This is a genomic window from Olleya sp. HaHaR_3_96, from assembly GCF_019278545.1.
Taxonomy (GTDB): Bacteria; Bacteroidota; Bacteroidia; order Flavobacteriales; family Flavobacteriaceae; genus Olleya.
On the sequence record NZ_CP058987.1, the window covers coordinates 2,788,180 to 2,801,611 of the forward strand.

The window sequence follows — 13,432 nt, forward strand, 5'->3', positions numbered from 1 at the left end:
CTATGCCTAAATTAGAAGATAGTGTCAAGGGTGAAAAGCCCTTTGGCGTGATGATTTACGAACGGCCGTATACGTTCCTGAGTGCTATTGCTAGTAGTAATAGATACGAAAGGACTAACGTAGTTGCGTACGTACGGTGGTTTGAGAGGCGCACTCCGGCTATTTTAGTCGGAGCCGTCTACTCGATTGGCAACTGTTATTTTTTACTATCACAATATTCGTTGTATAATTTAACAAGTTCAATAATTTCCTGCTGAGATAGTTTTTTTCTTGTTTTAATGAATTCTTTTGCTTTCGTGCAATCGTCAAAATAATCAATTCTTTTAGTTTTGATAAATTCTCCTAAACCTTTGAAAAGTGTGCTCTTCCATTCGTTTTTTCGATGGACGTAGTAATAATTATTCACATTATAAACATTAAAGTCGATAGCAGAAGTAATAATAATAAAATCTATATATAAATCACATTTTCCTTCAACTAATGATTCCAAAAGTCTTAGTTTTCCATTTGGTAATACTACAGTTTTTCGCTCTGAACGAGAATGAACCCATACCTTTCTTTTATGATTATTTGTTTCTGATTCCCAAATCACATCATTTTTATTCAAAAATTTACGCTTTTTAATATAAATACTATTATTAATTACTTTATCTATATCTTTTAAGGGTATTGCTATCTTTTTTAAGTGATTATCATTTATACTCTCTATTTTTTCCATACTTACCTCATATTTACTAGTTATTAAATATTCATTATGGACAATTATTGTTTTGAAATTTTCAATGATTTTAGTCCCGTCTTTTTTAACAATAGTATCATTTGGTATACTTTGAGAAAACGAATTTAGATATGTTAAAAATAAGATTGTATAAACTATAAATTTATTTGACATGATTTGTTCATTTAATTGTTGCCAACGTGTTCGTATAGGGTTAGTGTGGCAGTTGGAAATTGTATGATTTTCAGCCTAGTACTAAACTTATACTTATTTTATGTTTTTATCTTAGTTGACCTAAAATACTTAAATAAGTATAAGTGATATAGCAAAAAGACACACAACTTTGGGCAAACCCAAAAAACCACATTGACTTTATACGGTGTGTGTGCCCAGCATGGGCATCTTTTAATTTACCTAAAGGTAAATAATTAATCTAGAGGGTGCAAGTCCCTTATGCGCAGGAGTAACGTCTTGAAGCATTAGTAAGTCGCAAGGGTGGTAATCGCGAGGTTACATCTGAAGGCTATTTGTGATTGATTATTGAGTAAATACCACTACAAAACTCGGTACTGACGAACAGAAATCGTATACAGAGGCATAGTTATTCGGGTAAGCAAGCACATCATTGTAACGCCCCACGATTACCAAAAGGGTAATTATGTAGATACGGCAGTGATTGAGTGAAAGAAGATGCCATTACCTGGGGAGATCTCCAAAGTTACGAGTTAGCTATATGGAGAAGTCAGCAGAGGTCATAGTACTTACAGGACACGAGTTGAGGCAATACCTCAGAAGGTCTCACAAGTAAGGAAGGACTGAACGTAATTCTCTTCAAAATTCGCATAGGAGCACTAGTGGTAGCCTATGCCTAAATTAGAAGATAGTGTCAAGGGTGAAAAGAGCTTTGGCGTGATGATTTACGAACCGCCGTATACGTTCCTGAGCGCTATTGCTGGTAGCAATAGAGACGAAAGGACCAACCTAGTTGCGTATGTACGGTGGTGTGAGAGGCGCACTCCGGCTATTTTAGTCGGAGCCGTCTACTCGATTGTATGTCTGGTCTTTTATTTTTCAGATTGTAATTTAATTCTTTTTTATTAGATTAGTCAAATGAAAAAATATCTACCTATTATAAACTTAGTTTTACTACTCTCCTTGTTTTGTTTTACGCTCTATATTTGGCATAGATTCAACCTTTCTTCTTTCAGTAGGGAAACAGAATTTAGCAAGAACGGTACAGGCATCGAGCATAATATCGGAATGGATTGGATAATCGGTCTCATTAATTCTAATTTTAGCACTGTCATCACTTTTGTTACTGTCTTGTTTAGTATGCTTGGTATTATCACTTTCGTAGGAATCAGAGAAAAATTCAGGTTCACTATCGAAAGACTTGAAGAAAGATTTAAAGAGCAAAGGGATGAGAGCATTATTCATATTAATAATATTAAAAGTTTAGAAGGTGACTTAAGTTTTGAGGTTGCTGATAAAATGAATGATAGGTTAAAGGTTCTTTATGATAAAAATGAAAAATCTCTTGAAGATTATTCAAGTATTGTTGAATTGTCATTAATTGCTTGTGATAATTACTCTAAAAGTTTAATGTTTAAATCTGATATTCATCCAAAATTTAAAAAATCAGTTGATAATTTAATTAAATTCACTTTATCTGATGCATCTAAATTAATCTCAACTCAAAATAAATTTGAACTTAACACTATGGGTTATGATCGTTTTTTAAGATTAAAGAGAAATATTGAGCAAGTTTGTGATTTAGAGGGTAATCAAAATCTGTCTATAATTTTCAGTATACTTGATTTTCCTGATTTAGATTAATTTTTTCCGCATAGTTAGTAGTTCAGTTTTGAGTAAGCTTTTCACGCTCTGCTTGTCAGTCCAACGTAACAGTTGCGAACTGTTTGTAATTCAGATGTTATTTATTATCTTGTTTAAAAATTATAATTATGAGTTATACTCCAAGTGCCAAATATCTAGATGTTTATAATAAAGGGTTAGAGGCTGAAAAATTTATTATTGATAAAATTGATTCTTCATATAAAGAAATATCTGAACGAACTAAGGACAGAGGTGAAAAATTAGAATATATAAGAGATAATGTGCGTTCAGATGTATTTTCTTTTTTATCCGACTACGTAGGTAACTCTGCATTTAGCAGTAGCTTAAATCACGGAAAAGACAAAGAATATTTTAAATTCGCAAGAGTGTTTTTTGATAAATATCTTGAAATTATAAAATATCGTGATGAGGTTTGTTCCTAATCTGTAGTAGGATAGTCTTCTATGTTAAATCGGAATGGAAGATTATTGTCTACACATATTTCTGAAAGTTTTGCTACTACTACCATCATATTAAGACCTAGATATTTTGTCTGTCTGTCTGTCTGTCTGTCTGTCTGTCTGTCTGTCTGTCTGTCTGTCTGTGTTGTCTTTTAACTCCTTTAACTCTTTTTCAAGTTCTTCGTAACTAGGTTTGTTTTCTTCAGTATTCATTAGTCATTGTTTTTTAGATTTCAACAACTCTTATACATCTTCTTGTCGTATGAGTGAGTGACTTGCATACAACGACTAGGCTATGGTTAGTGCGGGAATTAAAAGTAGTGAACTTTCGATTAAGCACTTAGCCAAATCTTTTTATTTTGTTTTATCTTTTTCTTTATAAAGCCAAATCAAAAAGATTTGGCGGACTTCGTTTTAAGCTCTAAACTTTGGGTTAAGCACCAAACCCCGCATTAATTATAGCCATTGTGCCTGTTGCACAACATGTTGTTAAAGATATATAAATTTCGTATATTTAGTAATGCAAGGCACAAAAATATATCAAGAGAAATTATTCAACAATTTCCAGTTGAGTCGTCGGGTTCCCCAAGACAATTTTTATAGACGCTTATCAGAAATTTTAGACTTAGAGTTTCTACGAAATCAAACAAAAATCTATTACGGAAACTGTGGACAAAAAAGTTTAGATCCCGTGGTGTTTTTCAAATTCTGTTTAGTGGGTTATTTAGAGAATATCACCAGTGATAGAAAACTGGTATTACATTGTAGTCTTCGACTGGATATTCTTTATTTTCTAGGCTATGATATCGATGAGGAATTACCATGGCATTCCACGTTAAGCAGAACACGTCAACTGTACCCAGAGTTGGTTTTTGAAAGTCTATTTACTCATGTTTTCAAAATGTGCGTAGACATGCAAATGGTAAGCGGTCACACCCAAGTTATCGACGCCGCACCAGTTAAAGCAAATGCTTCTATGGATAGCTTAGAACTTAAAGTGCCAGAAGAAGATTTAGAATCTCATTTACGAGCAGTACGACATATAAGCAATAGAGATAAAACGTTACCCTTTCGTAGCTCTAAGGTTAATAAAGCCCCAAAATCGCAACAAGAATTATCAGCAAGCCGTCAGGAATTACAAGCTATAAAGAGCCGAAACAAAAAATGGTCAAAAGATCAAAACCATCGTCCTGGAGCAGGAAATAAAGGTTCCCGTTATACTAGTAATAAAACGCATTACAGTCCAACCGATCCCGATGCTCGCATAAGTGTAAAACCAGGAAAAGCGAGAAAATTAAACTATTCAAGTCAGCTCACGGTAGATGCCGCACATCATGTAATAAGTGACATCAAGGCCTATCATGCCGATGGCAAAGACAGTCAGCATTTACCTGATATTGTATTACGAGTAAAAAGACGCTTATGGCAATCTGGTCTTACCATAGACACCTGTCTCGCGGATACTGGTTACAGTAGTGGCGAGAATTATGCTTTTTTAGAAAAGCAGGATATTACGAGTTACATTCCGCCACACGGTACCTTTAAAGGAGGCCCAGATGAATTTATTTATAATGAAAAAGAAGATCACTATACCTGCCCCCAAGGGAAGATTATCCCCTTTAAAAAGGTGTTTTACGAAAAGAAGAACAACACCAAAAAGAAGGCCTATAGAGGTTCAAAAAAACTTTGTATAGATTGCCCAATACGAAGCGCTTGTTTAAGCAAAACGGCACAAGAAAAGTCATTTTCCGTAACGTATTACCGCGCAGAATACATGCGGAATATAGCACGAGTTGATAGTGAAAAAGGAAGCTATATGAAAGGAAAACGACAAAGCACGGTAGAACCTGTTTTTGGTACACTAACTCAGTTTTTAGGCATGGGAAAAGTGAATACCCTTGGGATTAAACAAGCTAATAAGTGTATGCATCTATCCGCAACAGCCTATAATCTTAAAAAGTATTTAAAATATATGAAAAACGGGCCAGAAAGTATAGCAGGACTACTTGCTTTTATTAAAAGTACCAAAAACTACCTAATAAGCGTTCGAATGCTATGTTTTAAGCCACTTGAATTTTAGAGAAAATACGGAGAGTCAAAATTAAAGACAGCTTAAAATCAAAGATTTTAAGCTGTCTTTGTGTTTTTTTAAGGGGTTGTGCAACGGTTACCATTGTTAGCAGCTTTGCTTTATTCACGTTTGATTCCATCTTCATTTTCAAGAAGATTTAGTAGTTCAATAATCATTGAATAAATTTTATCTAATCTTATTGAGCCAGATAATCCTTCTTTTTCTCCAGTCAATTCTTCATGTGTCGAATTAAACCGAAACTCATTATTCATTAGTTTAATTTCAATACATAGCGTACTAATTGAGGAAATAATCTTATCGTCGATGTTGAGAGAGTGGCTTGAAAGAATTTCATCAAGTGAATCCTTTAGGAACTTTAGTTTATCAAGTTCAGACTTTATAAAATCATGTCTTTTCTCACCAGAGTATTTGGCAATAGTTTCTAATATTTTGACGTTTAATTGTTCAGGAGCAACAGGTTTGAAAATATTTGGGTTTAGTAAAGCAACAAAATCAAACAAATCATTATACTTTTTATTTTTAACAAGAAAAGTAGTAGAATCTTTATTTACTTTAAATTCTTGTGGCATAGAATTTAAAAAATAGCATAACTCAGATATTATAAAGGTGATTTTTGTCCGAAAATGATTTATATTTTTTCTTTTTAATAGTCTAATTGTATATTTTGGGATGAGCCAAATGGACACTAATATTCCTAATATAAAATAAACGCTCCCAGCCAAAATATTAATCCAAAAAGAATTCCAATCCATATTTTATTAAATTTTATCTATTGTAGTAATATTTGGTTTTTCACGCATTGCTGCTAACTCGTTATATAAAAACTTTTATTCCACATATCCCGTAAATATTATGGGATATCCGCAACTTAAGTTACTGTTGCTAATTGGTTAAGCGAAACTACACTTTATAATTATTTTATACAATACGTAGAACTACGTATATTTATACCGTACTAGTTACCCAAAGGTAATTGTAGTATTTAGTATAATATTACGGAAAACCGTAAATGACCGTAATTAATGCAGAAGTAGCACTATTTAGTATGGGATTTTACCCTCTTAAATCTTGAAACCTGATGTTTAGCTTATTTAGTTGACTAATCATATTTTGGAGGCGTTCTTGCTTGAGCGCATCCACTGAAAAACGATAGACTTTATGATACACCATATGTATGACTAGCTGTGTACTACTGCCTTTTCCGTGCCTTATTTGTTTTAATTCAATATGATTAATTTGAGCTAAGGCTAATGGTGTCTTTTGTTTTAAAAACACTAAATTTTTAATATATAAGCCTTTGTCACAGCTTTCTATATAGTTTGATCTTGTGGCTATTATTAGCAATATAAAAACACATAAAGCACTACTTATTATAAGCCATTGGCTGTGTTCTATATTAAAATAAGCAGCTATACTACTGCTTACCAAAGTGACTAAAGCCAATAGTAAAATAAATGGGAGTGCTTTAGTTAGTAAAGGGATCGGACTGGTTGTATTGCCGTTAGTGTTACAATCAAAATTAGTCTTAAAATTAAAATCGAAAGTGGTGTTATTATTTATAAATCGGTTTTCTAAAAACCAACGGAGCTTCCATAAATTAGCACAATAGTTATCTTGAACAACTATTTGTTTACCATTTTTTAAGATTATGGTTACACAGGATTCGACCATTGGTAAAAATAAAAACTTATAAGTTGTGTAATCGTAAAGAGTTATACTAGCGATATCCTGATAGTTATATTTGGTAAAAAATCCAGTTTTAATATAGTCTTTATGCACGCTTAAATAAGTGAGTTGTTTTAAGGTGTAATACATAGCGAAAACAACAAAAGCGATAAAAAGTCTTAAAAATATAACAATCTCGTTTTTTGTATATAACAGTATAATTAAACCAAAGCATACTATTAAGCAGAATATTAAAACAAATACGATGATACTTTTGGGTCTTGCGGTTATTGTTTTACTCATTTATTTTAATAATATTTATCGATCTATTTAAAGTTAATGGCCAAATTGCGTGGCATGACGTCGCTTTATAATTTAATAGAATGCTTTTCACAAAAATTAAGAATTGTATCCTAGCAGGCGTCATTAAATTTTACGATGTGTTTATAGCCTTTTATAGGTTGTGTTTTTGGATTTAAATTTTTTCTATCTTTTAAAAGTATAACTAATTTTAAATCTATTCAACTTTCTGCTCAACGCGTTGTCTTTATAATTACGATGCCTTTTAAGTTACAGGCGTTTATTATAACATCAGTCCAAGCCGTCACGTAATATAGTAACTAAATTATGGGCGTCATCCAATTGTAAATTAGGATAAGTGATTTGACTTAAAAACAAACCATTGGGATGTGCCGCATAAGTGGTTTTTAATTTTTTGTCCTGGTTTAGGATGGCTTTAAAGGTTTCTATAGTCATTTTACCACGTCCGACTTCTAGTAGATAGTAAACACATATTCTAACCATGCCACGTAAAAAACGATTGCTAGTAATAGTAAAACGGAGTCTCCCTTGAGGTTGATTAACAGATAATCCACAGTGACTAATAGTACAATTGGTATTATCGTATAAATCTGGTTGCTTACAAAAGGCTCTAAAATCCGTAGTTTGACTTAGTAGCGCGGTTGCTTTTTGCATGAGATCAAAATCTAAGCTATAATCCTCGTAAAAAGAACTGTTAGAAAAGAGTATTGGATTTTTTTTCCAATGGACAAAATAGTCGTAAGTGCGTGTTGCCACATCATAACGACAATGTTGGTCGGTGGTGACTTCTAGGACTTCAAACACGGCGATACTATTGGGCAGGTTTTTATTCATCCGGAATTTTAAATCGAATGTCGGCGCTTCGTCAAGATTAATTTGAATGACATATTGACTAGCATGAACACCAGCATCCGTACGTCCACAGCCATAAATAGGTATTGGCTTTTTAAATAGTTTATGAAGGGTGTGTTCTATAACCTCTTGGATAGTATTTGACGTTGCATTTTGGCGTTGCCAACCACTAAAAGTACTTCCATCGAATCCTAAATGTATAAAGTATCGCATCTTTAAATTTAAAAACCGTAAAACTAAGTATTGTAACTATAATATGATGTGTAAATAGGGAATAGTTACTATTTGTTGCACATAGGAATGGTCTTGTTTTATTTAATTAAAGCGTGGTACTTAATTTTTTAAATCTGTACTTTTTTGTATAGAACTGGCGTGGTCTTTTATAAAATACCACTGGCCCTCTATTTTTTGTAAATCGTAGCTTACAATCATACGATTAAAATAAGGTTTACCATCTCTTAGCGGTTCGGAGTAGACAACGTCTACTATGGCCATACCTAAACGATCACCAACTTGTATATTCCGTATTGTTGTGATAAAATCCCATTCCAGATCTGCTTCAAACCACGTTTTATGGTAGTTTAAAAAGTCAGTATTGGTGTTGGTCGGTTCTGTTTGTGGTAAAATAAGTTGCATGTTTCCGTTTGGCGTCAAGGTCCTTTTTAGGGTTTCTAAATCCTTAGTTGGGATAGCGGCCAAATGTTTGTTTAAGACGTTTAAAAATGCGGTTCTTTGGTCTTGTTGGCTAATTTGTGGTCCTGTGGTTTCAGTGGTTGTTTTCGCTTATTGGCACGCATTCAGCGAAAGCGTTATAACTATAATTAAAGCTGTTTTTAGTGCCATATGTTTTAGTTTAATTAGCGTATTTTAAATAAAAATTGATAAGTGTATTGTTCTGTTATTGAGTAATTTGATTTAAATATAAGCAATTTAGGGTAATTAGTGTTCTAAAAAAACTGAGATCATGAAGTGTGATTATAGCGTTTAAGGTGTTTAATAGTTTAGTCGTTTGCTTTCCAATAGGTATCTGACACTAAAAAGCGGCCTTCTTTTTTATTTAATTGTAATACGATCGTGTTACCTTTAAAACAGTCCGAATCCTCGTCTTGGTGTAAAGCCCAAGAGGCAATGGTAATACTTTGGGGCGCACTAAAATCGTAATCAAAAGTGATTTTGTTTTCTTCTAACAGGTTTTGACAGGTTTCAGAATTATTTTGAAGTAATGCATTAAAGTACTCACCAAAAATGGGAGTGGCGTCTATAAGTTGTAAAACAGCATTTTTTAATATATACACGGTATAATCATTACCATCGCCCACGCTATCATTAGTAATAACCAAGGTGTTGTCCGCGTCGAGAGTATAGAGAGATAACGTCCAAAAGCCGTCCACAACAGATAAGCCCATGGTGTTGGGTTTGACGTATTTGATATTTAAAAATTGTGCTGTGGTATCTATGATATAATTATGTGTTTTAATATAATCAACCATGGTTGTACGGTCTTTTTGAGGCCAATCCCAACTGCCCATATTTGACTTGGGAAATAACTGGAGTACATCTAATAGTTTTTTATTGTCCTTATAATTTATAGCAATGGTGTCTCTAAAACGGTTAGATTCTGATTGTGATGCTTTGTAAAGAATAGCTTGTGTTCTTTTCGTTTTTTCAATTTGTTTTATATGGTGAACGTATTGCTTCTCCGTTTCGGTAAGAAAAACAGGGTCGTTTTTTCTAGGTGAATACCAGGGTTGTGCATTAAAATAAGTGTTTAATTCGGCACTATCAAAGACATACCCTTTCCTGGCATATACCTCATTTCTTAGTAAGCGTAATTGATTTAAGTCTTTGGCGTTTAATTCGGTTTCTGTTAATAATTTTGGGGAATGGTTGTCTAGCGCCGTAATCTTTGTTTCTGTGTCTATAGTTTTAGGGTGCTTCCTATTATTACAAGAGATTAGTAAAAAGAGGGTAGCGCAGAGGAGTAGTATGGCGTATCTCATATTTGTTAGTCCTTTTTTGTGAAATAAGGTGTGGTTTTTACGGATAGCATTGGAATGTCCATAAACGTAAAGTCAATTAAAAACTGAACACTATCTGGTGTAGCATTTACGATATAGATTGGCATTGTTTTTTTGACGTAAAACTTCATTCTAACAATAGTATGCTCTATTGGTAACGTCGTTTTAAAATTATACGTTTGCCCCATATAAGTGATTGGGATGATTAAATTAGATTTAAATTTAATTATGTCCTTCTGTTTATGATAGTCGCTAGTGGCAGGTTCAATATAAGAAGACGATTGGTTTGGATACAGTTCGTTATCGTACACATCAACCGCTCTGTTTTCTGTCCAATGTAATCCGTCTATTTTTATAGTATCCAATACTATAGGAACGCTTTTTAGCTTGCTTAGTAAATTGGTGCGGTGTTTGCGGTTTGATTTGACCTGATAAGCACCTGTTATTTTTACTATGATTAAAATAATAACGGTGACGACTAGTATAATTGTCTTGAGTTCCCCGACCATGTTTAAATGTTATTAGGTTTGTTTTTAGTACTATAGTTTCCGTTATAACGGTGAAGCTTTTGGCTTTATTTCCGCGAAAGCGAGCTGATATTACTGTATCATATTTTTTGAACGGTCAAACTCTTTAACGCAGTCTTCTAAGTTTTTAAATGTCATAACATATAAATAATGGTCATTTTGTATTTTAAAATAACGTACTAGATTATAGTTGTTTATTCTTTGATAGATATAACCAGAGGTATCGGCATCTATTGTTTTGTTACGTTGCGCTTCTTCTTTTACAGCGTCCATGGTTTCTTTAAAGTCATAAGCAACATTTGGTTTCTTTAAAATAAGTAGTTTACCATTTGGTTTGTTATAACTATCTTGATATTCGATATAAGTGGTGTCTTGAATTTGATATTGTATCAAATCTTTATTGGAATTATCAAAGACCAGACTGTCACTTAAATTAAAGATATACATACCTCCAATAGCTTGCTTTTTGACTTCATAATTGGCAGGAAAGGTTAAGTTTAGATTGGGTTTTACTTTTTTAAGACGTTCTAATTGATTTACTGGCTTTTGTCTGATGACTTCTAGATCTGCAAGGTAACTTTGGTTAAACGCAGGTGTTTGGTTATGAGCATTGTCGTCCTCTTGAGAAAAACTATCTAAGCTGTTACTCGTGTTTTTTAACGTTTGTATTTGGTCTTTTAATGTTTGTATTTGTTCCTGTATTAGTTTAGGATTTGGCTCTGGATAATCATAAGTGGTCCCATCTTTTAGTCTTATTTGACTAGGTATAATCTCTACACGTAAGTCATATTGCGCCAAGTCTGTTATAGGATAGTTAAATGTTGGTTGTAGTTTTTGTAATCGTCTGCTATTTTGGATTATTGAAGATAGTGATGTTGATATATTACAGAAAAATTGATCATTAGCTATTGTATTACCATGTTCTAAACGACTTCCAAAACCTGTGGATAAAATCAGTTTATCCTGAGCGATAGAGTATAGGTTTACAGTAAACATATAGTTGGTGATATCTTTTAAATTATTAGTGTTTTTAATTTTAAGATAAAGTGCTGGCTCGTCCCAACTGTTTTCTTTTATAACGATATCAGAAGGTTTAAACGCATCTAGAAGTGTAACGACTGCATCTGTTTTTGTGCGCTGTGCGTCTAGTTCTGAGATTTCTGATTCTAGAGCGTTTATTTTATCTTGGTTAAGGGTTTGAATAAAATCTTCGGCAAAATTAACAACAGCGTCGTACGATTTATTATTTAGTGTGCTTAATGTAATAGCCGTTATAGACTGGTTAGGGTGATTATCCGGATGTTCCCATTTTTCTTTCATGGCATACAGACCAATAACACCGATGGCATTATCTAATTTTTCTTGTTGAGTCACATTGAGCTCTTTTTTAACCACCAATAACGAGGCGGTTAAATCGTCTTCGGTGTCTCCAGATAATTTTGGTTTACAACTAACACTACTTAACAGTAATAGGCTATATAAAAAATGTTTTATGGTCATGGTTGGTTGGTTGGTTGGTTGGTTGGTTGGTTGGTTGGTTGGTTGGTTGGTTGGTTGGTAAATGAAGATAATATTAGTTCAGTTTGACAACATAGTTATAGGCTAAACCAACAGCTATAGCAATTCCAAAACTGACTAAAGTCCCTATTAAAACATACTCGGTTAACTTACGGTTTTTGGATTTTGATAAATCACCAAATCTAAACACCGATTTAGCTGTAATTAGTAAACCTATGGCGCTCCATTGGCTGAGTATAATAAACCCAAAGACAAATAAACGCTCTAGAATACCAATGTATTTTCCGGCTTTTTCTAAGGACTGGTCTGCGTTATCTTCTTCGATAACCCATTGACTCATCATTAAGCGCATAACTACTGGTGCTATGGATACTATAGTAATGATTGCAAGAAGAAAAGCGATGTTGTTTTTTGAATAAATTTCTGAAAAATCTACGACATACGACGTGTAGGCTATAGCAACAATAACGATTATAATTAGATGTGCGATTTGATCTAAGAAAAAGAGTAGTCTTGCATTTACTTTTTCTGTTAGATTAATTTTTAGAAGGTCTATAATATAATGGGATGCTAGTATGCTTAAAATACCCAACCAATAGTTAAAATCAAATTGTAGGGCTACTATTAAAGCGATGGCATGAACTAAAATATGGTAGTATAAATATTTTGATTTGTGCTTTTTTGACGCTTTGTCTATAACCCATTTTTCTGGTTGTAACACAAAATCGCCTATGGCGTGTGCTAACACTAATTTAAGTACTAATAACATCATAGTTTTATAATTTGGTTTTGGTAGTAGTTGTTTAATTGCATAATCTCTTCATAACCGCCACGTTTTAGGGCTTCACTAATATTACTTTGTGATTTACCTAAGAGTTTTGCAATATCTTTTTGGTTTTTTGTAGGGTGTTCTAATACTGTTAAAATGACTTTAGCAACGGTGCTGCTCCAATTATTAGCCGTTAGTAGTGCTAAATGAAACATTATATTTAAAGGTTGATCCCATTCTGGTAGGTCAGATTTTATGGCTAATGTTTGCTTTTTTAAGGCTTCAAAAGCTTCGCCAGAATTGATATAAGCAATACCATTGGACTCGGCTACTTTTTTAGCGCTATGGGTTTCTTCTCCTAAACCGATGGCTATTCTAACGTCATAACTTTCATTTTGCTTAATCGCTGCTTTAATATGTAACGCTGCTAATAAGGCCTGTTTTGGTGTGGTAACCAGTTGAAAACTATCGCCTCTAAACACTTCCCATTGGTGTGGTGTTTGTCCATATTTATCAAGGGTGGCTTTTAAAATATCCAACCACTGCGACACATTGCCTTCTCTAGAATTAATAATGTCTCCTGTTAATACTGCTACCATTTTTATTAGTTTTTATAAATATATCTGTTTTTAAGCAGATATGCAACAATATCTGT

General features: G+C 33.3%; 14 protein-coding genes. 3 read left to right on the top strand and 11 right to left on the bottom strand.

The features are described 5' to 3' along the window. Nucleotides 1-196: 196 nt before the first annotated feature. Nucleotides 197-892, bottom strand: a complete 696-nt coding sequence (locus H0I26_RS12265) for a hypothetical protein (protein ID WP_218699281.1) — start codon at nucleotides 890-892, stop codon at nucleotides 197-199. A gap of 936 nt (nucleotides 893-1,828) precedes the next feature. Between H0I26_RS12265 and H0I26_RS12270 the strand changes: the two genes are divergently transcribed. Together H0I26_RS12270 and H0I26_RS12275 are read left to right on the top strand one after the other, a co-directional pair. Beyond that, on the top strand, nucleotides 1,829-2,554 hold the full coding sequence (locus tag H0I26_RS12270) for a hypothetical protein (RefSeq protein WP_218699283.1): 726 nt from the start codon (nucleotides 1,829-1,831) through the stop codon (nucleotides 2,552-2,554). A gap of 128 nt (nucleotides 2,555-2,682) precedes the next feature. Then, nucleotides 2,683-2,997, top strand: a complete 315-nt coding sequence (locus H0I26_RS12275) for a hypothetical protein (RefSeq protein ID WP_218699285.1) — start codon at nucleotides 2,683-2,685, stop codon at nucleotides 2,995-2,997. Between the two features lie 90 nt (nucleotides 2,998-3,087). Here H0I26_RS12275 and H0I26_RS12280 read toward each other — a convergent pair whose 3' ends face one another. Continuing rightward, a complete protein-coding gene (locus tag H0I26_RS12280; protein WP_218699287.1) occupies nucleotides 3,088-3,228 on the bottom strand; it encodes a hypothetical protein in 141 nt (46 codons plus the stop codon). Between the two features lie 307 nt (nucleotides 3,229-3,535). Here H0I26_RS12280 and H0I26_RS12285 point away from each other — a divergent pair, with 307 nt between their 5' ends. After that, the gene (locus H0I26_RS12285; RefSeq protein ID WP_218699289.1) at nucleotides 3,536-5,095 is read left to right on the top strand and encodes an IS1182 family transposase; all 1,560 of its coding nucleotides are present in this window, start codon (nucleotides 3,536-3,538) and stop codon (nucleotides 5,093-5,095) included. A 110-nt stretch (nucleotides 5,096-5,205) separates the two neighbouring features. Here the strand turns inward: H0I26_RS12285 and H0I26_RS12290 are convergent, their stop codons facing one another. The 9 genes from H0I26_RS12290 to H0I26_RS12330 form a co-directional block, all read right to left on the bottom strand. Then, nucleotides 5,206-5,859: a hypothetical protein gene (locus H0I26_RS12290; RefSeq protein WP_218699290.1), complete on the bottom strand. Its 654-nt coding sequence runs from the start codon at nucleotides 5,857-5,859 to the stop codon at nucleotides 5,206-5,208. A gap of 301 nt (nucleotides 5,860-6,160) precedes the next feature. Beyond that, on the bottom strand, nucleotides 6,161-7,075 hold the full coding sequence (locus H0I26_RS12295) for a hypothetical protein (protein ID WP_218699292.1): 915 nt from the start codon (nucleotides 7,073-7,075) through the stop codon (nucleotides 6,161-6,163). A 288-nt stretch (nucleotides 7,076-7,363) separates the two neighbouring features. Then, complete coding sequence (gene truA / locus H0I26_RS12300) at nucleotides 7,364-8,158, bottom strand: tRNA pseudouridine(38-40) synthase TruA (protein ID WP_218699294.1); 795 nt, start codon at nucleotides 8,156-8,158, stop codon at nucleotides 7,364-7,366. A 120-nt stretch (nucleotides 8,159-8,278) separates the two neighbouring features. Further along, nucleotides 8,279-8,644 carry a hypothetical protein gene (locus H0I26_RS12305; protein ID WP_218699296.1) on the bottom strand — a complete coding sequence of 122 codons (366 nt, stop codon included), beginning with the start codon at nucleotides 8,642-8,644 and terminating at the stop codon, nucleotides 8,279-8,281. 302 nt (nucleotides 8,645-8,946) lie between these two features. Next, the gene (locus H0I26_RS12310) at nucleotides 8,947-9,945 is read right to left on the bottom strand and encodes a YARHG domain-containing protein (RefSeq protein WP_218699298.1); all 999 of its coding nucleotides are present in this window, start codon (nucleotides 9,943-9,945) and stop codon (nucleotides 8,947-8,949) included. Nucleotides 9,946-9,950: 5 nt separating this feature from the next. Further along, nucleotides 9,951-10,472, bottom strand: a complete 522-nt coding sequence (locus H0I26_RS12315; RefSeq protein WP_218699300.1) for a hypothetical protein — start codon at nucleotides 10,470-10,472, stop codon at nucleotides 9,951-9,953. 90 nt (nucleotides 10,473-10,562) lie between these two features. Beyond that, nucleotides 10,563-11,990 (bottom strand): hypothetical protein, encoded by a 1,428-nt coding sequence (locus H0I26_RS12320; protein WP_256935119.1) that lies wholly within the window; start codon nucleotides 11,988-11,990, stop codon nucleotides 10,563-10,565. Between the two features lie 73 nt (nucleotides 11,991-12,063). Then, complete coding sequence (locus H0I26_RS12325) at nucleotides 12,064-12,780, bottom strand: DUF3307 domain-containing protein (protein WP_218699302.1); 717 nt, start codon at nucleotides 12,778-12,780, stop codon at nucleotides 12,064-12,066. Continuing rightward, nucleotides 12,777-13,376 carry a SatD family protein gene (locus H0I26_RS12330; protein ID WP_218699304.1) on the bottom strand — a complete coding sequence of 200 codons (600 nt, stop codon included), beginning with the start codon at nucleotides 13,374-13,376 and terminating at the stop codon, nucleotides 12,777-12,779. The genes H0I26_RS12325 and H0I26_RS12330 overlap by 4 nt, the downstream gene beginning before the upstream one ends. Between the last annotated feature and the right edge of the window lie 56 nt (nucleotides 13,377-13,432).

What these genes read in the sequence shown, in the direction of transcription:
- H0I26_RS12295 (WP_218699292.1), bottom strand. Translation starts at nt 7,075, where the DNA reads ATGAGTAAAACAATAACCGCAAGACCCAAAAGTATCATCGTATTTGTT.
- H0I26_RS12325 (WP_218699302.1), bottom strand. Translation starts at nt 12,780, where the DNA reads ATGATGTTATTAGTACTTAAATTAGTGTTAGCACACGCCATAGGCGAT.
- H0I26_RS12275 (WP_218699285.1), top strand. Translation starts at nt 2,683, where the DNA reads ATGAGTTATACTCCAAGTGCCAAATATCTAGATGTTTATAATAAAGGG.
- H0I26_RS12315 (WP_218699300.1), bottom strand. Translation starts at nt 10,472, where the DNA reads ATGGTCGGGGAACTCAAGACAATTATACTAGTCGTCACCGTTATTATT.
- H0I26_RS12330 (WP_218699304.1), bottom strand. Translation starts at nt 13,376, where the DNA reads ATGGTAGCAGTATTAACAGGAGACATTATTAATTCTAGAGAAGGCAAT.
- H0I26_RS12265 (WP_218699281.1), bottom strand. Translation starts at nt 892, where the DNA reads ATGTCAAATAAATTTATAGTTTATACAATCTTATTTTTAACATATCTA.
- truA (WP_218699294.1), bottom strand. Translation starts at nt 8,158, where the DNA reads ATGCGATACTTTATACATTTAGGATTCGATGGAAGTACTTTTAGTGGT.
- H0I26_RS12280 (WP_218699287.1), bottom strand. Translation starts at nt 3,228, where the DNA reads ATGAATACTGAAGAAAACAAACCTAGTTACGAAGAACTTGAAAAAGAG.
- H0I26_RS12320 (WP_256935119.1), bottom strand. Translation starts at nt 11,990, where the DNA reads ATGACCATAAAACATTTTTTATATAGCCTATTACTGTTAAGTAGTGTT.
- H0I26_RS12285 (WP_218699289.1), top strand. Translation starts at nt 3,536, where the DNA reads ATGCAAGGCACAAAAATATATCAAGAGAAATTATTCAACAATTTCCAG.
- H0I26_RS12290 (WP_218699290.1), bottom strand. Translation starts at nt 5,859, where the DNA reads ATGGATTGGAATTCTTTTTGGATTAATATTTTGGCTGGGAGCGTTTAT.
- H0I26_RS12310 (WP_218699298.1), bottom strand. Translation starts at nt 9,945, where the DNA reads ATGAGATACGCCATACTACTCCTCTGCGCTACCCTCTTTTTACTAATC.
- H0I26_RS12270 (WP_218699283.1), top strand. Translation starts at nt 1,829, where the DNA reads ATGAAAAAATATCTACCTATTATAAACTTAGTTTTACTACTCTCCTTG.